The 22,416-nt window shown below is 29.7% G+C and carries 19 protein-coding genes and 1 other annotated feature; of the genes, 12 read left to right on the top strand and 7 right to left on the bottom strand.

Annotated elements, in window-relative coordinates; translation table 11 throughout:
* Positions 1–21 precede the first annotated feature (21 nt).
* Positions 22–1,611 (bottom strand): asparagine synthase B, encoded by a 1,590-nt coding sequence (asnB, locus tag L1S47_RS20000; protein ID WP_238886768.1) that lies wholly within the window; start codon positions 1,609–1,611, stop codon positions 22–24.
* A gap of 50 nt (positions 1,612–1,661) precedes the next feature.
* Positions 1,662–1,919: a binding site (T-box leader), on the bottom strand.
* 151 nt (positions 1,920–2,070) lie between these two features.
* Between asnB and L1S47_RS20005 the strand changes: the two genes are divergently transcribed.
* A complete protein-coding gene (locus L1S47_RS20005) occupies positions 2,071–3,000 on the top strand; it encodes an exonuclease domain-containing protein (RefSeq protein ID WP_238886770.1) in 930 nt (309 codons plus the stop codon).
* A gap of 82 nt (positions 3,001–3,082) precedes the next feature.
* Here the strand turns inward: L1S47_RS20005 and L1S47_RS20010 are convergent, their stop codons facing one another.
* The 3 genes from L1S47_RS20010 to L1S47_RS20020 form a co-directional block, all read right to left on the bottom strand.
* Entirely contained in the window at positions 3,083–3,370 is a 288-nt protein-coding gene (locus L1S47_RS20010) for a Dabb family protein (protein ID WP_238886771.1), read from the bottom strand.
* Between the two features lie 32 nt (positions 3,371–3,402).
* Positions 3,403–4,200, bottom strand: a complete 798-nt coding sequence (locus L1S47_RS20015; RefSeq protein WP_238886772.1) for an SDR family oxidoreductase — start codon at positions 4,198–4,200, stop codon at positions 3,403–3,405.
* A 78-nt stretch (positions 4,201–4,278) separates the two neighbouring features.
* Positions 4,279–5,187, bottom strand: a complete 909-nt coding sequence (locus tag L1S47_RS20020) for a YafY family protein (RefSeq protein WP_238886773.1) — start codon at positions 5,185–5,187, stop codon at positions 4,279–4,281.
* 284 nt (positions 5,188–5,471) lie between these two features.
* Between L1S47_RS20020 and deoD the strand changes: the two genes are divergently transcribed.
* From deoD to L1S47_RS20785, 3 genes are all read left to right on the top strand, one after another.
* Positions 5,472–6,179 carry a purine-nucleoside phosphorylase gene (gene deoD / locus L1S47_RS20025; protein WP_238886774.1) on the top strand — a complete coding sequence of 236 codons (708 nt, stop codon included), beginning with the start codon at positions 5,472–5,474 and terminating at the stop codon, positions 6,177–6,179.
* Between the two features lie 175 nt (positions 6,180–6,354).
* Positions 6,355–7,278: a polysaccharide deacetylase family protein gene (locus tag L1S47_RS20030; RefSeq protein WP_238886775.1), complete on the top strand. Its 924-nt coding sequence runs from the start codon at positions 6,355–6,357 to the stop codon at positions 7,276–7,278.
* An 83-nt stretch (positions 7,279–7,361) separates the two neighbouring features.
* Positions 7,362–7,634 carry a DUF2752 domain-containing protein gene (locus L1S47_RS20785; protein ID WP_373689128.1) on the top strand — a complete coding sequence of 91 codons (273 nt, stop codon included), beginning with the start codon at positions 7,362–7,364 and terminating at the stop codon, positions 7,632–7,634.
* A gap of 182 nt (positions 7,635–7,816) precedes the next feature.
* Here the strand turns inward: L1S47_RS20785 and greA are convergent, their stop codons facing one another.
* Both greA and L1S47_RS20040 read right to left on the bottom strand, forming a co-directional pair.
* Complete coding sequence (gene greA, locus L1S47_RS20035; RefSeq protein ID WP_238886776.1) at positions 7,817–8,284, bottom strand: transcription elongation factor GreA; 468 nt, start codon at positions 8,282–8,284, stop codon at positions 7,817–7,819.
* A gap of 232 nt (positions 8,285–8,516) precedes the next feature.
* A complete protein-coding gene (locus L1S47_RS20040) occupies positions 8,517–10,862 on the bottom strand; it encodes an immune inhibitor A domain-containing protein (RefSeq protein ID WP_238886778.1) in 2,346 nt (781 codons plus the stop codon).
* Between the two features lie 295 nt (positions 10,863–11,157).
* Between L1S47_RS20040 and L1S47_RS20045 the strand changes: the two genes are divergently transcribed.
* From L1S47_RS20045 to L1S47_RS20070, 6 genes are all read left to right on the top strand, one after another.
* Positions 11,158–12,603: an ATP-binding protein gene (locus L1S47_RS20045; RefSeq protein WP_238886782.1), complete on the top strand. Its 1,446-nt coding sequence runs from the start codon at positions 11,158–11,160 to the stop codon at positions 12,601–12,603.
* Between the two features lie 76 nt (positions 12,604–12,679).
* Positions 12,680–13,687 carry an acyltransferase gene (locus tag L1S47_RS20050; protein WP_238886784.1) on the top strand — a complete coding sequence of 336 codons (1,008 nt, stop codon included), beginning with the start codon at positions 12,680–12,682 and terminating at the stop codon, positions 13,685–13,687.
* 302 nt (positions 13,688–13,989) lie between these two features.
* Positions 13,990–14,457: a hypothetical protein gene (locus L1S47_RS20055; RefSeq protein WP_238886786.1), complete on the top strand. Its 468-nt coding sequence runs from the start codon at positions 13,990–13,992 to the stop codon at positions 14,455–14,457.
* Positions 14,458–14,607: 150 nt separating this feature from the next.
* Complete coding sequence (locus tag L1S47_RS20060; protein ID WP_238886788.1) at positions 14,608–15,093, top strand: carboxypeptidase-like regulatory domain-containing protein; 486 nt, start codon at positions 14,608–14,610, stop codon at positions 15,091–15,093.
* Between the two features lie 126 nt (positions 15,094–15,219).
* Positions 15,220–16,350 (top strand): hypothetical protein, encoded by a 1,131-nt coding sequence (locus L1S47_RS20065; protein WP_238886790.1) that lies wholly within the window; start codon positions 15,220–15,222, stop codon positions 16,348–16,350.
* 249 nt (positions 16,351–16,599) lie between these two features.
* The gene (locus L1S47_RS20070) at positions 16,600–17,988 is read left to right on the top strand and encodes a peptidoglycan binding domain-containing protein (RefSeq protein ID WP_238886791.1); all 1,389 of its coding nucleotides are present in this window, start codon (positions 16,600–16,602) and stop codon (positions 17,986–17,988) included.
* 141 nt (positions 17,989–18,129) lie between these two features.
* Here the strand turns inward: L1S47_RS20070 and L1S47_RS20075 are convergent, their stop codons facing one another.
* Positions 18,130–19,128 carry a ketoacyl-ACP synthase III gene (locus L1S47_RS20075; RefSeq protein WP_238886792.1) on the bottom strand — a complete coding sequence of 333 codons (999 nt, stop codon included), beginning with the start codon at positions 19,126–19,128 and terminating at the stop codon, positions 18,130–18,132.
* Between the two features lie 275 nt (positions 19,129–19,403).
* Between L1S47_RS20075 and L1S47_RS20080 the strand changes: the two genes are divergently transcribed.
* Together L1S47_RS20080 and L1S47_RS20085 are read left to right on the top strand one after the other, a co-directional pair.
* Complete coding sequence (locus tag L1S47_RS20080; RefSeq protein WP_238886794.1) at positions 19,404–20,870, top strand: methyl-accepting chemotaxis protein; 1,467 nt, start codon at positions 19,404–19,406, stop codon at positions 20,868–20,870.
* Between the two features lie 147 nt (positions 20,871–21,017).
* The gene (locus L1S47_RS20085; RefSeq protein ID WP_238886796.1) at positions 21,018–22,415 is read left to right on the top strand and encodes an aspartate ammonia-lyase; all 1,398 of its coding nucleotides are present in this window, start codon (positions 21,018–21,020) and stop codon (positions 22,413–22,415) included.
* The last annotated feature ends 1 nt before the right edge of the window (position 22,416 follow it).

A 22,416-nucleotide genomic window follows, 5' to 3' on the forward strand; every position in this document is an offset into this window, starting at 1 on the left:
TTATCCTGGGTTTTATTTAAATTACTTTCCACTGTCACCATAGTTTGATAATACTCTAGCACTTGGATCATTAACATTACAGCCTTCCCATTCTTTGTTTGGCATCCAGTAGTCAACAATCATTTTTGCTTGTCCTGGATAGTATTTTTCAAAGATTTCTCTATAAAGTAATGATTCTTTTGTAAATGGAGCAGCATGATATTTATATTCTTCACATTTACTTTCAAATTCTCTATCACTATATTGTGCTTCTGCATATTCTTTTAAATAGTCTACCATAGAGTGTCCTACAGCATCACTAAATGCAGCTTTTTCACGATATAAAATATTGTTTGGAAGATAATCACCTTCAAAAGCATGTCTTAAAAGATATTTTCCCATGTTGTATGTGTTTAATTTCTTTTCAGGATCTATAGCCATAACATATTTTACAAAATCTAAATCACCAAATGGTACTCTTGCTTCTAAAGAATTTGAAGCGATGCAACGATCAGCACGAAGTACATCATACATAAATAGTTCTCTAATTCTCTTTTGAGATTCCTTTTGGAATTCAGCTGCGCTTGGCGCAAAATCAGTATATTTATATCCAAATAATTCATCAGAAATTTCTCCAGTTAATAGAACTCTTACATCGGAAATTTCATGTATTTTCTTACAAATTAAATACATTCCCATACTAGCTCTTATTGTTGTAATGTCGAAAGTTCCTAGAATTTTAATAACTTCATCAAGTGATTCAAGAACTTCTTCTTTTGTCATATAAACAACGGTATGATCACTACCAATATAATCTGCAACTTCCTTTGCGTATTTTAAGTCAATAGCATCTTCTGCCATTCCTATAGCAAAAGTTTTAATTGGTTTTTCAGGGTACATTTTTTGAGCAATTGAACATACTAATGAACTGTCTAGTCCACCGCTTAACAAGAATCCTACAGAAGCATCAGCATCCATACGTTTTTCTACAGCTGCTACCAATCTGTCATGGATTCCTTTGCAAATAACTTCTAAATCATCAGTGCAGTAATCTCCTTCTACTTTTGCTATATCAGAGTAGCAAGTAAATTGACCATCCGCATAATAGTGTCCTGGTGGGAATGGCATAATTTTATCAGTAAGACCTACTAAATTTTTTGCCTCGCTTGCAAACATGATTTTACCCGATTCAGAATAGCCATAGAATAGAGGTCGAATTCCAATTGGATCTCTTGCTGCAATAAAAGTATCCTTTTCCCCATCGTATATAACAGCTGCGTATTCTGCATCTAGTTTTGCAAACATATCTAATCCATATTCTAGGTACATTGGAAGTAATATTTCGCAATCACTATCAGAAATAAACTTGTGACCCTTTGCTATTAGTTCTTCTTTCAATTTACGGAATCCATAAATTTCTCCATTACAGATAGATGCATCTCTTTTTCTTGTGAATGGTTGCATTCCACTAAAACTTAAATCCATAATAGCAAGTCTTTGAAATCCTAAAATACCAGAAGGTAAAGTAAGTATTTCTGTCATATCTGGTCCTCTTAGTTCAGTTCTCTGTAAAGCCTCAGCAAATTTTTCATGTTTCATGTCTGTTCCTGTATAACACATAATTGTACACATATAAATAGCCCTCCTACGTATATAAAAATAGCGTCAAATCGTCTTATAAATAATAGGACGAATTGACGCTTATCCGCGGTGCCACCTAAATTACCATTTTGGTCTCTCTTACCAGCTACTACTGGTGCCCAAATAACGCATGGATTACGGCGCGCCTACTTTATCAAAAATATTCTAAGAATAGTTTATTGATATTTCAGTTTGCAGCTACGGAGTGTTATTCAAAAAAACTCTGCCACTGGGTTCACACCATCCCCAGTTCACTGTTGGTGAATATTTTTTTTACTTCTCTCCATCATCGCTTTTTCTTGGATTAATTTTAAACTGATTTCATATCTTTTGTCAATACTTTTTTTATTATTAATAAATATTGTAATGCAAAAGAGAGAAATTATTATTATAATAAGTAAAGTAATAAAAAATTAATACTATCAATTATATAAAATATGGAGAAAAGAAATGAATTTTATAGCAATAGATTTTGAAACTGCAAATGAAAAAAGAAGTAGTGCATGCTCCATTGGTATTGCTGTAGTGGAAAATGGACATGTAGTAGAAAGAATACATCACTTAATAAAACCTATGGAAATGAGGTTTATGCCTATTAATATTGGGATTCATGGAATAAGACCAGGAATGGTTGAAAATGAACCTGAATTTGATGAAGTATGGGAAAAAATTAAACATTATTTTCATGACAGTTTAGTTATAGCACATAATGCATCTTTTGATATATCAGTTCTAAGAAAGTGTGCAGAACTTTATAATATAGAGCTTCCTAGTTTTGATTACATTTGTACAATGAAGCTTGCTAGGAACTTTTATAAAAGCATAGAAAATGCAAGGCTTAATACTGTAAATAATTTTTTGGGATATGAGTTTAAGCACCATGATGCGCTATATGATGCTCTTGCTTGTAGTAATATACTACTTAACATATCGGAAGAATTAGAATGTACAGATATTAATGAAATATCTACACTAATAGGAGTATCAATTGGAAAAGTAGAAGGGGATATATATAAGCCATCTTCAACTAAAGGTAGGGTAGCTAAAACTTCTAATAGAATCAATTATCTTAAAAAAGATAATGTATTGGATAGATTACAATTAGACGCATATAAAAATGAAGTAGTAGTGTTTACAGGAAAGCTATCTTCTATGTCTAGAGATGAAGCCATGAGCTGGGTTAGAAAACTAGGAGGGAGTACTGGAAGTTCTGTTACAAAAAAGACAACAGTATTAGTAACAAATATGAAAAATATAAAAGATATGCGAAGAGAGGAAATGAGTAATAAACTCAAAAAAGCAACGGATTTGAATGCAAAAGGGCATAGCATAAAATTTTTAAGTGAAGAGGAGTTTTTAGGTATCGATAATAGAATTTAAGATTAGTATTTATTTAATTCCTAATAGAGCCTAAGAAAATCATAATGATGGATTTTCTTAGGTTTTTAATATGTTAAAATGGCTATACTTTATAGCATACAGATGCTTGGGTATCTAAAACACTTCCGATAAATTTAGCAACCTCAAGATGTGCTGGATGAGATAGATATACATCAAGAGCTTCTAAAGATTCGAATTTAGTAATAAGAATTAAATCATAGTTACTTTGTCCAGGGCGGATATTTACTTCTACCTGTATATCAATTAGAACGTCTATTTTCCTTTTCATACTTAAAAGTACTTCTTGAGTTCTCCTAATGGTATCTTCCTCACTAGTCTTTAGTTTTAATAATAAATTATTAACAACCATATTTACCTCCTATAATATTTAATAATGAAATGTTAAATGGTTCTTATTATTCCTCCATCAATAATATGTTCACATCCAGTAATATATGAAGCTCTATCTGATACTAAGAAAGCAACAAGTTCAGCTACTTCTTCAGGTTTTGCAGGGCGACCAAGTGGTATACCACCAAGAGAATCCATTAATTCTTGGCGAGCACTAATATAATCACTTTTAGAATTTTCAGCCATTCTTTCAATAAGGCGTTCAGCGGCTTTTGTTTCTGTAAAACCAGGAGCAACTGTATTTATACGCACTCCATCTGAGCCAAACTGTGTAGCTAAGTTTTTACTGTAGTTAGTTAATGCAGCCTTTGCAGCTGAATAGGCCATAGTCATCTTGCCAGGAAGTTTACGCTGAATGGATGAGATATGAATTATAACTCCTTTTTGCTCTTCAATCATAGATGGTAAAAATCCACGGTCTAGACGTACTGAGGAAAATAGATTTTGATTAAAGGTTTGAAGCCAATCTTCATCGCTTAATGATAGAGCACCCTCAGTTGAAGAGGAAGATCCACCTACATTATTTACTAAAATATCTAGCCCACTAAATCTCTCTAAAGTTTCTTTAATGATTTTTTCAGATCCTTCCTTTGTGCTTACATCTGCTTGAATAAATCCTATAGTTCTAGGGAGATCTTCAGGCATAGTTCTTGCAGTGGTGATTACAGCTGCACCTGCATTTACCAAACGATTAACAATAGCTCTGCCTATGCCTTTAGTTCCTCCTGTTACAAGCACACGTTTTCCAATAAGTTCTTTACTAATATCAAATTGTGAGAAATCATTCATAATTAAATCTCCTTTACTCAGTTTATTTATATTACTAACTAAGTATAAAAAATTAAACCTGACTACAATGGGTCAAGTTTAATAAATATATTTAGAGATTAGTATATTGAGACGCCTGGTCATTTCATCTCGTATATTTTGGGTTTCTATTACTTCTAACATAGTACCAAAAGATAAGAGATAGTTATAAAGCCATTCACCTTCTGGCATTTGACTAATTACAGTATAAGAACCATCTTCATTTTTTATAATTTCTTTTTCTTGAAATTCATCATATACACGGTAAGCTCCTTCAGAGGAAAATTTCAAATTAATGTTAATATTCTTGGTATGAAAATCCCCAGCAGATTTATGTGAAAGTTCCTGTGAATCTGTGTGGGTACAAGATTTTTCTGTAATAAAGACATCAGCCATACGTATTATTTTAAAAGTTCTAACTGAATTTTTTTCAAGGCAATATCCTATAAGATACCAGGCTTTATCTTTGAAAAGTAACTTAAAAGGTTCAACATTTCGATTGCTTTTTTCTCCTATAGAGTTAAAGTAAGAAAAGTTAATTACTCTCTTTTCAAGTATTGAACTTTTTAGGAGATTAAAAATGTCTTTCTGCTTCTCATAATTTCCCCAATTAGAGAAATCTACTTCAATCCAATTGATATTGCTTTTATTAAAGAAGCTGCTTAACTTGGAGAGGGTATCATTGAGTTCAGGATAGCCAGTAGCAGATAAGCTTTGAAGAGCTATAAGAATTTTATCTTGTTCTAATTGGGATAGTAGAGATTTATTCAATACATAGTTATCAATAAGTGAAATTCCACCACCTTTGCCTTGAGTTGAATAAACGGGTATTCCAGCTTCAGATAGTGCATCAATATCTCTATAAATTGTTCGTACGGAAACTTCAAAATGCTCAGCTAATTCCCTGGCAGTTATGGATTTCTTTTCTAACAGTATATATATTATTTGAAATAATCTACTAATCTGCATTTTATCAATCACCTCATATACAAGTATACATAATATAATATGACAACGCTATGTCATGTTATATTAATAGTAAATATTCAATAGCATTCTAAGCATGATTTTCAAAAATAATGGTATTGGCATTTAAGCTATTAGATGGTAAAATTCAGTTAGGAGTTCAAAAGGTGTTTTATAAACAGAACTTCCTCAAGAGAATTTAACGTAGATATTTTTAAGATTAAAGTGAAAGCGATTTCGGAAATCTTTAATTAAGTCAATCTAAATAAAAATTTGGAGGAATAAAAATGAGTGTACACATTAATGCAAAAGAAGGTCAAATAGCAGAAACTATATTATTGCCAGGAGATCCTTTAAGAGCTAAATTTATAGCAGAAAACTTTTTAGAAGATGTAATATGCTATAACGAAGTAAGAGGAATGTATGGTTATACAGGAACATATAAAGGAAAGAAAGTTTCTGTTCAAGGAACAGGTATGGGTATACCATCAATTTCTATATATGCTAATGAATTAATTCAAAGTTATGGTGTTAAAAATCTAATCAGAGTTGGAACTTGTGGCTCATATAAAGAAGAGGTTAAGGTAAGAGATTTAGTAATTGCAATGGCAGCATCTACTGATTCTAATATTAATAGAGATAGATTTAATGGTATGAATTATGCCCCAACAGCTAGCTTTAAATTACTAAAAAAGTCATATGACATAGCTGTAGAAAAAGGGTTTGATCCAAAAGTAGGAAACGTGTTTAGTACGGATACTTTTTATAATGATAATCCAGAAGCTTGGAAGAAGTGGGCTAATTTTGGATGCTTAGCAGTAGAAATGGAAGCAGCAGCTCTTTATACAATTGCAGCAAAGCATAACGTAGATGCATTAGCGTTATTAACTGTAAGTGATTCTTTAGTAACAAGTGAGGAAACTTCAGCAGAAGAAAGACAAAATACTTTTACTAGAATGATAGAAGTTGCATTAGAAACTGCTATCACACTTTAAAGAAATATATACTAAAATGACATTAATTAGATACAACTAATATACAATTAATGTACAAATAAAAAACATCTCCTAATTATGATTAATTCATAATAAGGAGATGTTTTTTTATGAAGATAATTAAAATTTAAAATGATATTTGCCTCGTAAATTTAATAGATTGGAAGGTGATTCTTTGATTAAGAAACAAAAGATTTATAGAAAAAGAAAAAAGAGAAGACGACTAAGACAATTTTTTATTAGTCTACTCATAATAATTCTTAGTATATTATGTTTTATTTTATATAAACAAAACAAGCAATTAAAAACAAAACAAGTACAAGCATTGGCATCAAGTAAAAAATCGGAAATTAGTGATAATAAAAATTTAGAAAATGATATAGGTTTATCTAATAATGAAATTAAAAGTGAAGTAAAGCAAGATTCAAATAGTTATGATGCTGCAAAAATACAAGATTACTTATCAAAAAATACAAAAATTAATGATGGTGAGAAAATTGCTTTTTTAACTTTCGACGATGGACCATCTACCACCGTTACCCCAACAATTCTAAATATACTAAAGCAGAATAATGTTAAGGCAACTTTTTTTGTAATAGGAAAGCAAGTAGAAGAAAATGAAAATACTAAAAGAATACTTAAAGACATTTATAATCTAGGACATGCTATAGCAAATCATACATATTCTCACAATTATACAAAGCTTTATCCAAGTGGAATTGTCAATGTACAAGCATTCGTGGAAGAAATAGAAAAAAATAATAAAGTACTAAAAGATGTATTAGGGGAAGAATATCAAAGTAGAGTAATAAGATTTCCGGGTGGACATGCATCCTGGAAAGGTGTAGAGAAATTAGACGAAGAGTTAGATAAGAAAGGGTATAAATATATAGATTGGAATGCTCTTATAGGAGATGCAGAAGGAATTACTAGAACAAAAGAGCAATATATTAGTAGATATAGTGAAACTTTTAATGGACAAGAAAAAGTAGTTATACTAATGCATGATACATATGGAAAGAAGAGTACAGCAGATGTACTTCAATACATAATTACAGATTTAAAAAATAAAGGATATGAATTTAAAACGTTGAAATAAAGTAGATAATATTGTAGAAAGAGTTATTATAAGATATAATGTTCGAGAAAAATATAACTTAGATTATGGATGGATAGAATCACATGAAAAATTTAAAGATAAATGAATTAATTAAAATTGGACTACCTGTAACCCTACTGTATGCTATTTTAAGAGTAGTAGGAATTGGCTGTCCTATCAAATTTTTAACAGGTATTTCATGTGCAGGATGTGGAATGACTAGAGCCTGGATTAGAGTTATTCATTTAGATTTTAAAGGAGCATTTTACTACCATCCGTTATTTTTTTACCTCCAATCTATCTTCCGTTATTTCTATTTAGAGATAAGATATCAAAAAAGATTTTTGTTATTTTAATAGCAATTGGAGTAGCATTATTTATAACAGTATATGTATTTAGAATTATTAATCCGGATGGTATTGTTGTTGATATAAATATTAAAAATGGTTTTATTTATAAGTTTATAAAAATTATAATAAGTGGGAAATAGATATATGAAAAGATGACTAATGTTTAGGATTCATTAGTCATCTTTTATTTAGGATAGTATTTCTAATACCTCTACTGTATAGCTTCCTCCTGGAGCATTCACTTCAACTATATCTTGAACTTTATGGCCAGTTAAAGCTTTGCCTAAATCAGATTCAATACTTATTAGCATGTTCTCAGGATCTAAGTCCATAGTAGTTACTAATGTTATGATTTCTTCATCATCATCGTCTACAAATTTTATTCTAGCTTTGCTATTAATTCCTAGGACCGATTTATCAATACCATTATCATCGATTATTGTTGCAGTTGAAATCATAGTCATTAAATATTGGATTCTATTATCATTTTCTCTGTAATTTCTGCAAGCTTCTTTGTATTCTGCATTTTCAGATCTATCACCATGAGCAGCAGCTACTAATTTTTCTTTAGCTATTTCAGCTCTTTTTACTGTCATTCTATATTCTAATTCATCTCTTAATTTCTTCATATTTTCTTCTGTAAGTAAATTATTCATAGAAAATTCCCCCTAATATATGTTATAGGGTTTTTGATAGGAAACTTAACTTATTCTTGTTTGAAAATGTCGGTTTCTGGACATTTTCAGGCATGAGTAAGTTAATAGTTGAACTTAAAACCCTATATGTTACTATTATATATTATATATAAAAAAATAAAAGTTACTTAATAAATAATATGTAGAAAAAATAGCTTGGATAATCTATCCAAGCTATTTTGAATTAAAAAGATTATCTTAATTTAACAACTATATTTGCTTTACGGCTGTCATCAGTTTGATCAATTACATTCACTTTAATTCCAAACTGAGGTAATAGAAGACCTGAATCAGGGTTTTCTTTAGTAATATAGGTGTCTTTATCCAAGAAATCTGGATGTTTTGAATCTGAATCATCTCTTAGAGTAAGAGGTTCTCCAGGAGTACTATAATCTATAAGCATTTTTGGATCTTTGTTTGTTGAGAAGGTAGCATCATGCACTTGATATCGTGTTTCTGCAATAGAACCGTCACTCCATTTTAATATTTTTTGGTCAGCATCTACAACGCCTAAGAATCCATGACCAGGATGGTCTGCAACTATATTATCACTATATAATTCATCAGCATACCAAACTAATAGTCCAGGTTCATAATTCATAAGGCTTAATCCACGTTTAATATCCTGAAGACCTTTGTCAACCCCTGAGTAGTTTCTTAATTCAAGTAAATAGTATTGGTCTGTTAGTTTTTTACCATCATTTTTACTGAAACCATCAAATGTAAAGTTAGAAGTCCCTTCAGCATTATCAAAGAATGATACATTTCCATTAACATTAAGAGTTATATCATCTATATAGAACCCTGCCATTTCTGCAGCAACATCAGTCCAATAATTTATTTTTAATTTTATCTTTTTGCCAGCGTATTGATTGAGACTAAAGTTTGCATCAATCCATCCATTAGAATTACCTGTAATACCATTTCCAGGGTTTTGTTCATTTGGATTAGTAGTTGTAGTGATATTTCCAGGAATGCTTGTCCAAGTATTGGTGCCATCTTCTTGTACTAAGATAGAGCCATAATCCCAATCCTGTTCAATATCATACCAAGTCTTAAAGTTAAAATCAGCAGTTGTTGCATTTGTTAGGTCTATACTAGTTGTCATAGAATTATTTAAATCATTTCCTTTTCCACTAAAGTATAGGTAGCTTCCACTGTAAGGAGTTGTGATTGTTGTAGCCTTCTTTGGAAGCGAAACTTTAACAAAATCATTATTCTCAGCCTTTATACTAGAAGCATCTAAAGTATATTCCTTACCTTTAGTAGTAAGCTCTGATAAATCAACTAAATTTCCATGAGCCCAATTTCCACCATAGGTTTTTTGGAAATATTGTTTTGCATATGGGCTGAAACCTACAGGTTCGGTTCCAGGTACTTTTCCTGCCCAACTACCACTAGACATAATAGACCAATAGCCTATTGGTTCACCTTTTCCAGAATAATTTATGTCATATTCATCAGGAAGACCTAAATCATGACCAAATTCATGACAAAATACACCGGCAGCTCCATCTTCAGGCATTGTTGTATAAGGATAAGCTGACATATCTGTACCAGGAATTTTAAATGGAACAGCAGAGCCGTTAACTATATCATAAACTTTTGAACTGTGTGACCATATTGCATTATCACCCAAAGCTCCACCACCAGCTTCTTGTCCCATACCAGAGTGAATTACCATTAGATGATCAATTATACCATCGGGCTCATTAAGATCTCCATCTCCATCTAAGTCATAAGGGTCTTTTAAGTCGTAATCATCAAGATTTGCATCTTTAGAAGCATCAACTAAGGCCTCTTTTATAAGATCACGAATTTTTACATTATTGCTAGTTGCACTATCTGCACCATAATAAGCTGCTGGTTGACTAGCTTTGTACCAACCATAAACATTTCCTTCAATATCATAACTCTTACCAGACTGTTGATCATAATATTGTTTTAAAGAAACAAAATTTTCACCATTAGGACCAGCATATCCATTACTTCCAAATATCATGTCTTGATAATGTGCTTTGCTATAATCTTTATAATACATATCAGTATCCTTAGAAGTTAATGTATTATGAGGTAAATCAGGAAATTCTATTAATAGAACAAGAGCCTTATCTTTAGTAACACTTCCATCCCAGGAAGTTTGAGGATCATTTTTCTTTTTCTTTTTATCAGAAGTCTTTTGCAATTTTCCATTTTTAATTGCATCTTTTCCATAGGTCTTTAAGCCCTGAAGTGATTTAGAATCTAATTGTGAAGGATTATTGTTAGATGTAGCTTCTTTTTTAGATAAATAAGCCTTAAGAATTTTATTCGCCTCTTCAGTGGTTGCATTACTTGGAATTGTTCCATTTTTCTTTAGCATAGCTAATAATTTATCATCATTAGCTATAGCTAGGTCACCATCTTTCTCTATGCTTGCTATAGCTTCAGAATCTTGAGGTACTGTATTTGATGTAAATTGTTTAATGTTTAGAGTACCTGTTGTACTTAAAGTTACTACTGCAGCTGTCACTAATCCGATGATTTTTGATTTTAGCAAAATAAATTACCCCCTTTTTTTAATTTGTTAATTTATATTGTAAAGTCTAAACACATTACTTAATAAATTTACCATAAATTACATAATATGTAAATTGACTTTTTAAGATTTAGCCATTATAAACAAAGCTTAAATAAAAAAAGGTGTATTTTTTATTTATAATTATTAAATTCATATTTAATTACACAAATTACTAGTGAATTTTCTTAGGAACTTATTTGACGATTAGCTATTGAAATAGTATCCTAATATTGGTTCGTAATTGATTTTGGTTTTCAGGAGGTACGAAAAATATATGTTGCAACATACAAGTGTAGAAGAAGCTAGTTATATATGTGAATCAAAAAATAAGTGTAAAGAATTAGGCATGGATCCTAATGAACCTAGGATGCCTAAAAGTGTTATGACAGAAGAAGAACTAGCTTGGAAGAAAGAAGATTATAAAGAAATACTAGAGGTTGTAACATTTTTTAGTGAGAAGATAATTAAATCATTGGAAAAAAGTACGCCTATATTAGTGGCTGTTTCTGATGAAAATGGTTATTTATTAGAAACATTAGGTGATGAAGCTATAAAAGGAACTATGACAGAGCTAGGAATTAAACCTGGTATACAATTTACCCAAGAGGATATGGGTACAAATGTTGTTAGCTTAACTCTTGAACAAAATCAACCAATACAACTAATAGGAAGTAATCACTATCACACATTTTTACATGGCACAGCTTGTTATGGGGTACCATTTCATTATTCGGACGATGATAACTTGTTAGGAAGCATATGTATAATGACCGCAGTGATACTTCACAACCCGTTTTTCTTAACTACATTAACTACTGTTGTTAATGCAATAGAGCGCGAACTATTACTTAGAAAACAAAATCGTAAAATTAATAAGCAACAGGAATTATTATATATGGCAGAAAGAAAGCAAAGAGAACTTCTTGAAAAAGATCTTATTATGAAGGATGAATTTATTACTACTATTACTCATGAATTTAAGACACCAATAAATGTAATTTATTCAGCTATACAATTAATTGAGCATGTATATATTAAGTTAATTCCTAAACAAGTAAGGAATCTTATTACCAGTATAAAAAGAAATACATTTAGGCAACTAAGACTTGTAAATAACTTATTAGATATAACTAGATTACATTCAGAACAATATAAATTAAATATGAGAAATGTTGATATTGTGTTCTTAACTAAATCAATTGTTGAATCAGTAAAGGAATATGCTGGGCAGAAAAAGATTAACTTATGTTTTGAAACTAATGTACATAGCAGCAGGACTGCAATTGATGATGAGAAATATGAGCGTATAGTACTAAATCTCTTATCAAATGCAATTAAATTTACAAATGAAGGTGGAAGTATAACTGTTAAGGTTAAGGAGAATACAAGAGATAAAACCTTAGATATTTCGGTTAGTGATACAGGTATAGGAATTCCAAAAGAAAAGTATGAGATGATTTTTGAAAGATTCGGACAAGTCGATAGTAATCTTTCAAGGCAGGCAGAGGGCAGTGGTATAGGATTAACCATCGTAAAACTATTGACTGAAATATTAGAAGGAAAAATAAGGGTAGATAGTGAAGTGAATATAGGAAGTACATTTATGGTAACTATACCTATTAAAGAAGAGATAACTGAAAAGGAAATAGAAATTTTCTTAGATGCAGACAATAGATTGATTAATGCTATTAACGTTGAGTTTTCAGATATATATTTTTAAATAAATTATCAATTAAACTACTTATATGGTTTATAGCTAATTTGAGTGTTTTAATTAGAAAGGAATGCAATTATAAATGATTCAATATTCAGTTATAAGTAAATATAGAAATAAGCTTATGGGTATAGCAATTCTTTGGGTTATGCTTTTTCATGCGAAAATATCTTATACTAATAATGTAATTTCATTTATAAAAAAAATTGGATACGGTGGGGTAGATATATTTATTTTCTTATCTGGATTTGGATTATATTTGTCTCTTGAAAAAAATAGAGAAAACGTACTTAATTTTTACGAAAGAAGAATAAAAAGAATATTGCCATACTACATGCCATTTATTTCAACATGGATAATTTATAAAAAGTTCTTTAATGGCGGAATAAGTATTAGAGAAGCTTTAGGTAATATATTTATGTTCGGTTACTGGATTAATTTACAAAATCAATTTAATTGGTATGTACAAGATATATTTTTATTCTATTTAATATCTCCTATTCTATATTTAATAATTAGTAAAAGCAAAAAATCATATAAAAGCATGTTTAAAATGGTTATTGTATTTTTTATTAGTTGCATTTGTTTTTTTGGTAATTTTAATCTGATAGCTATATCCAGATTGCCCATATTTGTAATAGGAATGTATTTTGCACATAATTATACAAAGGGAAAACAAATAAGTTTAAATAAATCCATAATTTCGCTAACACTAAATATAATTGGTTTAATAAGTTTATATTATTTTATAACTTATAAAGCAGATTATTTATGGAAATATGGATTGTGGTGGTATCCTTTTGTTTTTATCACACCAATATTAATTTTTATATTATCATTTATATTCGGTATACTAGAAAAATTAAAAATGAAGTTCATTCTTAAATGTTTTGAGGCAATCGGAGTATGCTCTTTTGAGCTATATATGATACATATTTTTTTCTATGAAATATTTGATAATTATAAGGTAGTACACAATTTGGGATTTATATTATTAATTATTGTTATTTTTATAGCTAGCATATCGTATCATTTTTTTATTTCTTATATATTAAAACTAATAAAGAAGAATTATAGAAGCTTTGGTTAATAGAGTGTTTTCTTAGTAATAAAAAGATTTAAAGGTTGATTTTTTGATGCATAAATATAAGTTTATAATAGAAATAAAAGTCGCGCAAAAAAATTGTAATTTGCACGACTTTTTTAGTAGATGTCAACAAATGGCAACATAAAACTTAGTTACATAAGTTTCGTGTAATTTCCATCCAGTAAAGCAAATAACTGTATTATGAAAAAAATAGATTTTTTATGTAACGCAAAATTACATAAATGCATACTATAAATTAGATAAACAAGAAGTTTATCAAATAAAATTATAGGGAGAGATGGGATATGGCAGTAGATGTAAATAAAATTAGAGATGAAGTAACTAGTTCTATATTAGGTTATATGGGAACAAGCATAGACCCTAAAGCATTTGCACTAGCATTTTCAGCAGCATTTGCATTAGCATTCTCAAAGGCAGAAGCAGAAGCTAAAGCTAAGGCAGAAGCTGAAGCAGGAGCATTAGCACTATCTGCAAATAGGAATGTAGATGTAGAAAGAGAATTCCACAAACAAAAACAATATAATGAACAGATTAATCATAATCATATAACTCAAAGTCAAAATCAAGGACAAACTTCTAAGAATGATGCAGATACTGAAGCTGAATCAGGAGCATTAGCAGGATCAAAATCAGGAGCAGCAGCAGGAGCTAAATCAGGAGCAGCAGCAGGAGCTGAATCAGAAATAGAAAGACGAACTGACGTAGATATAGAAATAAAAAAAGATAAGAAAAAAGATGGACCTAAGTGGTAATAAGTAAAGCCTTTTAAAGTAGACATAGTGGAGATTTTCTCCACTATGTTTTTAACAATTAAAAGAATTTAATCTAAATATGTTTATAATATATTTAGAATCTTAAGTTTAAGTCTAATAGTTTTAAGAACTTAGCTTAGGAGGTGAAATATGAATAAAGATAATATACCAGATAAAGAAGAGGTTGAAGTTGAAGTCGTAAATGATAAAGAAGCAAGCTTAAGTAGCCAAGAAAGTCACCAAAAGAATATACAAGATCTTGATCAAGAACAAAGTGTTGTTTCTAAGCCATTTCAATTTAATTCACAGAATTTAAGTCTCATACTTGGGGAAGAAAAGAAGGATTATTCAGGTAAGATTATTGGAATAACTTATCTTGATAGGTATAATCAAATAGTACCCAATGTAACTATTCTGCTATACTTTGGGAATGATCACGAGTATCCAGTATGTAGAACAAATTCCGATAGAGATGGAAAATATATTATAGAAAATATTCCACCAGGATATTACACTATAGAAGCATATATTGGCAAGAATTTTGTATATTCTTCTCACTTTATTAAGGTTTTACCTTGTGAAAAAGTTGAGCATTCAATTTTTTTAAAGTATATTAAAAATAGGGAAAGTTATTAGATAGATAAGAATAAAATAATAAATCCACTATGCAAATTAGTATAGTGGATTTTTGTTATTTAATGAAAGGCTTTATGAGAGATTATGGTATAATTACTTTTATACAGGGGTACATAGGAGTTTATCATGGAAAATGTAATGAAGGAATTAGGGGCTAAAAAAGTTATAGACCGGCAAGATATACTTAAATTAAAAGAATACATAGAAAAAAAGTATGTAGACTATACAAAAAAAGAAAAGTTAGATGTTTTAAATAGAGCAGTTCATCAAGTCCTAGATAAAAGCATAGAAGGACTTGAAACTGAATATAAGCACGAAATTAAGATACAAGTGTTAAGAAATACTATATCTGGGGAAGCAGATACTACATCTTTAGCAGATATATTTAACATTTACATATCCCTTGAAGGAAAGTCAGAAAATTATATTAGCGCACTTGTGAGATGGACAAGTTTACATATAAAAAATGATAATTCTAAAGCAGAGTTAGAGCTATTCGATAAGAACAATAATGCTCATGAAATTGCGTTACAAAAGGGAATAAGTGATAATTTATTAAAGAATAAATCATTAAGTGAAGTTGCTTATAATAGTGCACAGGATATAAGAATAGCTAATAAAAATATAATTAATATACTTATTCAAAAAAAGATATTGCTTTCATTCTTAACTATTACAATAATTACGATAGGAATCATAAGTATATATAATATCAATAGTAGAAGAATAAAAGTACATTTAGAAAATACAAGTATAGGAAATAGTATTGATAATAAAGATGTAGACTCAGAGATAAAATCAGATTTATGGAAAGAATCTAATCTACCAGAAGATTTTAAATATAGTAATATTAATAAAGATAAGTTAAAGGAATTTCTGATTAGAAAAAATTCTTTATTAGCTGAAGAACCGTATTTTACAACTGTAATAACAGTATCTAAGGAGTATAACTTGAATCCTTTAATATTATTTGCTGTTTCAGGCCAAGAGCAAAATTTTGTACCTAAGGATGAAGTTGATGCTAAGAAAATAGCAAATAATCCTTTTAATGTGTATACAAGCTGGAAAAATTATAACACAGATATTAGAGATTCTAGCAAGATAGCATGCGTGACATTAATAAATTTGTGTAAAGATAGGCCTACAGATGAGGATGCATTCAAATGGATAAATATAAAGTATTCTGAAGATAAAAGTTGGTTTAAAGGAGTAAATCAAATATACGTAGATTTAAAGAACGAGTTAAATGTTAAATAATTGTAAAAGTAAAAAATAGTACGTTAAAGCCATCATATAATTGTGATGGCTTTTATTTTATCTCATCGATGATTTTTTTCTTTCAAAAATATGAAATTTTTTATCTGAATTATATATACGAAAGTAATCTCATAAATATAGAGTATAGTTTTTGAAATGAGGTTTTTTATATGCATTACTTATTAAAAATATTACATTAACAATTAAAATTTGTAGGATTCGTATTAATGATTCAGGGAGGACGTCATATTGGAGAAGGAAAAAAATAAACGTAAAAAAACAATAAAGGGTATTATAATTTCTATAGGTATTTTGATTATTATATACTTAGGAATGACCATTTATTTTACTAATCATTTGTATTTTGGCTCAGAGGTTAATAGTATTAGTGTTTCTGGTAAAACAGTAGCAGAAGCTGAAAAACAGCTGCCGTCTGAACTTGATGCATATAAGTTAGTGATAGAGGAGAGAGATGGTAAAAAAGAAGAGATTAATGGAGCAGATATTAAGTTAAAGTATGAGTCTAATGGTGGGATTCAAAAGCTAAAGGAAAGACAGAATCCCTTTGGATGGATTTCTGCATTTTTTAATTCTAGTAATAGTAAAATAAAAGAAAATATATCTTATGATAAGGAATTATTAAAAAAGCAGATGGATAGTTTGGAGTGTTTAACAAATAAAAGCATAGTCGAGCCTAAAGAGCCAAGTTTCAAATATGAGAATAATAAATATATAATTATAGATGAAGTCAAAGGGAATAAGCTAGATAAAAGTCTTCTAGAAGAAAAATTAGTAAATTCTATAAATAATATGGATAAGACCATTAGTCTAGAATCAGCTAATTGTTACGAAAAGCCCCAATATACTGCAACATCACAGAAGGTAATAGATACTCAAAACTTGCTTAATAAATATGTATCATCTAAAGTTACTTATAACTTAGGTTCAAAGAAACAAATTGTAGATGGAGCAATTATAAATAAATGGCTCCAAGTTAATGAGAACTTTGAAGTTTTGTTTGATGAAGCAAATATAAAAAAATATCTAGATACACTTTTTGACGGTTTGAATACGGTTGGAAAAGAGAGAGATTTTCATACAACAATGGGAACTACTATAAAAATCAGTGGTGGTGATTATGGTTGGTTAGTGGATAAATCAAAAGAAGTTGAGAATTTGATAGCATCTGTTAAGGAAGGACAAACAGTAGATAGGGAACCTAAATATTCTCAAACAGCTATATCACATGACGGAAATGATATAGGGAATACCTATGTAGAAATAAATATGACAAGGCAACATTTATGGTTTTATAAAGATGGTAAATTAATTGTTGAAGGCGATGTTGTTACAGGTAATGTAAGTCAAAATCATTCAACTAGAGTGGGAGTTTATAGGATAAAATATAAGCAGACAAACACTATGTTAAAAGGGGAAGATTATAATGTACCTGTTAGCTTCTGGATGCCATTTGATGGGGGAATTGGAATTCATGATGCAAGATGGAGAAGTACTTTTGGTGGAAATATTTATAGAACAAATGGATCCCATGGTTGCGTCAATGCCCCATACTATGTTGCAAATGCAGTATTTAATAGTATTCAGGTAGGAAATCCTGTGGTTTGTTATTATGAATAAGATAGAACTTTTATAAATAATAAAACTTCTTCTAGTAATTGAATAACTAGAAGAAGTTTTTTAGTTTTTTATAAGATACTTAATTTATTAATGTATAAGTAAGTTATTAGCTCAATTTAAAACCCTATATTTAAAATATAATTAATATCTTAAAAGTATACATGAAGCAACAACACCTGCTCCCACTGTCCAAAGAATGATGTGGTCACCGCGTTGTATTTTATTTTTTTCAATAGAATCAGTAAGTGCGATAAATGGACTAGTAACTCCTGTATATCCAAATTTGTTTCCGACAAAAGGAAACTTGTGGTCAGGTTCTTTCAAGGCTTCTTGGATTAAATCAATATTTTTCTTGGCGAACTGAGATAAACAATAAATCTTAATATCATCCTTTGATAGGTTATTTCTATCAAGAATTTCATTTATTGAATCAACAGAACTAGCAAAAGCTTCATCGGTATCAAAGTCTATCCATTCAATTATTCTATTATCCTTTTCAGTATGCTTATCTAAGGGTAGAACCTTCGAAAAGCCTGAGGGTGGGAAATTTATATATCCATTTAATGAACTATCAACATAAGAGGAACTATCTATAAAGTCTGATGGATGACTATCTACATTTTCTAGTAAAATGGCACAAGCTGATTCTCCAAAATTAGAATAAGTAATGGCTTCGGTTCTTCTTGAATATCTAACCAACTGGTCAGAGCCGATAACTAATGCGTATTTTATTCTATCATTAGTTTTCATAATTCTGCTGACTTGATCAACAGCAATTATCATTCCTGCGCAATTTCCATTCATATCGTATGCAATTGCTTGCTTTCCTAGTCCTAATGCTTCATGAATTTTGACTGCATTCGTAGGTGATAAAAATTCTGGAGTTGTAGATACAAATACTACTAAATTTATGTCATTTACATCAATATTTGCATTTTGTATTACCTTTTTTGAAGCTTTAATGGCCATAGTTAAAGAGTTTTCATGGAAGTCCTCAGAAATATATCTTGAATCTCTTCCTGTAACTTCAAGTAGCCCTGATATATCTGTTCCTTGCTTCGAAAAATGCTTCATAAAGTATTCGTTTGAATATTTTGTTTCAGGGTGGTAATATTCTATTCTGTTTATTTTTACGTTCATTTCAATCACTCCTACATTAAATATTTCTAAAAATAATATTTATATATCTATATCGTTGGCAAATTTAATTACTTTAGGGATTTATTGTAAATAAATTAGTTTCGTGAAATTACTGAAAGGATTAAAATGTTAATTTATATGAAATATTTAGTGAGGTATCATAAAATATCAAAAAAGAGAATAATATGGTAAATTATGTGGAAAAACATACGAAAATTAACTATAATTAATAAATATACGGAAATATTAATTATAGCTAAGATGGAGGAAGATTAATGGATTATAAAAAAAATGTAGAACTAAAAAATAAAATCATGCTAGTAGGATTTTTGCTATCAGTGTTATTAAGAGTGGTTTTCGATATTTTCTTAAAGACAGATACAAAGTCAATATTAATTCTTATAGGGCTTTCTGTGCCATTAATGTTGATTGCATTAATATTAATAAAAGCTAAATATGTTATTCCAACTATGCTTTATACAATATTTATGTATACAGTAGTTATATGTATAATGTTTTTAACAGATCCAAGTTGGGCAAATTTTATTTTAATTTACTATGGAGTAATATTAGTTAGTGTATATCAAGATTTAAGAGCCACAATATTAGAAGCTATTGCAAGTATAGCACTTATAGTTTATTTCTTTTTAACATATAAAACTACTTTGTTTATTTCGGTAGGCTATGAGGAACTAGTATTTTATGTGTTATACGTTGTTGCAGGTTCAGTTATTTTATCAATTAATGCAGTTATTACAAAGATTGTTTATAAGAATTTAGATGAAGAACAGAAGCTAACAAACGACGCAAAAGCAAAGGCTGAAATGTTATTAAATAAAATTTATGACACCATAAGGACATTAACAGAAGCAAATGAAAAAATTAAAAGTGGAATTACTGTTACTGGACAAATAGCAGAAGAAATAACAACTGCTACAAGTGAGGTTGCAGATAGAGCATCAAGACAAGTAAATATAATGGATAGTATGAAAACTTCAAGTAAAGTAGGAGTAGAAAAAGTAGGAGTAGTTTCAAATGCAATTAAAACTATGGAATCTCTATCAGTATCAACTGAGAATGTAGTTTTAGAAGGTACAAGCAAGGTAGATATACTTTCTTCAGAAATGAATAAGGTTAATTCAAATATTTTAAATGTAGTGGATATGATAAGTGAACTAAGTGAGGAAACTACAAAAATTGTTCAAATTATAAACAGCATTACAGAAATATCAGAGCAAACTAATCTTTTAGCACTTAACGCATCAATAGAAGCAGCTAGGGCAGGAGAGCATGGTAAAGGGTTTGCAGTAGTTGCAGAGGAAGTAAGAAAGCTTGCAGAGGATTCCAAGATTTCTACAGATAAGGTTGAGGCAATATTGAGTAATATATCCCATAAAACTAAAGTAGTTGCAGGTGAAATACTTAAGGAAAAAGAATCTATTGAAATATGCAATAAACATACTGATGATGTTAAGGCATTATTCCAAGATGTAAATATTAATACAACAAATGTGCTTAATCATTCAAAAGATGTTAGTTCCCAGTCAGCTGTAGTGGAAGATACAATGAAAAATACATTAAACTCTGTAAATGATATTAGCGAAGATGTAGAAACAACAGCAGCTGCAATGGAGGAAATATTTGCAGCAATAGATGACCTTAATGCTGGAATAATAGAAATAACAAATAGCTATAATGATTTAGATGAGATTTGTAATGAGTTAAATTCCATAAAACTATAAAGTTAAAATCACCATGAAAATGGTGATTTTTCATTTTAATAGATAAACGTAATTAGAAAAGTTAACATTAGAATTTTAAAGTATACATATTGAAAAATCTCTATCCTTGATATAGCATAAATATATAATATCATCAAGGAGATAATTATGGATTATAGAGTTGAAAAAGATATGCTTGGAGAGAAGAGCATAAATGATGAGAAATATTATGGCATAAATACAATAAGAGCTATGGAGAATTTTAATATTGGAGATAGATATGTAAATATAGATTTTGTTAAGGAAATAGCACTTATAAAAAAAGCAGCAGCAATGGTTAATATTAAACTTAAAAAGTTGGATGAAGAGAAAGGAAAAGCAATAATTAAGGCGGCAGAGGAAGTAGTAAGTGGATTATTTGATGATAGCTTTCATATAAATGCATTTCAAGGGGGGGCTGGAACCTCTACGAATATGAATGCTAATGAGGTTATAGCAAATAGGGCATTAGAGATATTAGGAAGAAAAAAAGGGGAATATGATATAATTCATCCTAATAATCATGTTAATATGTCGCAATCTACAAATGATGTATGTCCAACAGCTCTAAGAATTGCAGCCATAAGAAAAATAAGAAAACTTGCAGACGCTTTAGCTAGTCTTCAAGAGGCATTTCAAATAAAGGAAAATGAGTTTGCAAATATATTAAAATTAGGAAGAACAGAACTTATGGATGCTCTTCCAATGATGGCAGGTCAAGGCTTTGGTGCTTATGCTAAAGCCATAGAGAGAGATAGATGGAGAATATATAAGGTTGAAGAGAGACTAAGAGTAATTAATATTGGTGGAACAGCTATAGGAACAGGGTTGAATGCAACCAATAAATATATATTCATGATAACTGATTTTCTTCAAGACCTTACAGGAATAGGATTAGCACGATCAGATTTCCCAATGGATATAACACAAAATGCAGATGTTTTCGTTGAAGTTTCTGGACTTTTAAAATCTTGCGCAGTTAATTTAATGAAAATATCTAATGATTTAAGATTACTAGGATCAGGACCAAGAGGTGGTTTTAGTGAAATTACACTTCCAATAGAGCAAGCTGGATCATCTATAATGCCTGGAAAAGTAAATCCTGTAATACCAGAAATGGTTGCTCAAGTAGCTATGAGAATAATATCTAATGATAGTGGAATAACCTTTGCAGCTGCTAGTGGACAGCTTGAATTAAATGCATTTATTCCAATTATTACAGAGAATCTTCTAGAATCCTTAGAATTATTAGAAAGAACTGTTATAATATTTAGAGAAAAATGTATAGAAGGAATAGAAGTTAATAAGGACAAGTGCCTAGAAAATTTAGAGAAATCTACAGCTATGACAGCTGCATTAATTCATCATATTGGTTATGACAAAGCAAGTGAGGTTGCAAAAAGATCTTTAGCTTCAGGAAAAACATTAAGAGAAATTCTAATTTGCGACAATATATTATCAGAAGAAGAAATAAATAAGATACTTAACCCATTGGAGTTAACAAAGCCAGGAATACCTGGAAAGTAAG

Source organism: Clostridium sp. YIM B02551 (genome assembly GCF_022324735.1).
GTDB classification, from domain to species: domain Bacteria; phylum Bacillota; class Clostridia; order Clostridiales; family Clostridiaceae; genus Clostridium_T; species Clostridium_T paridis.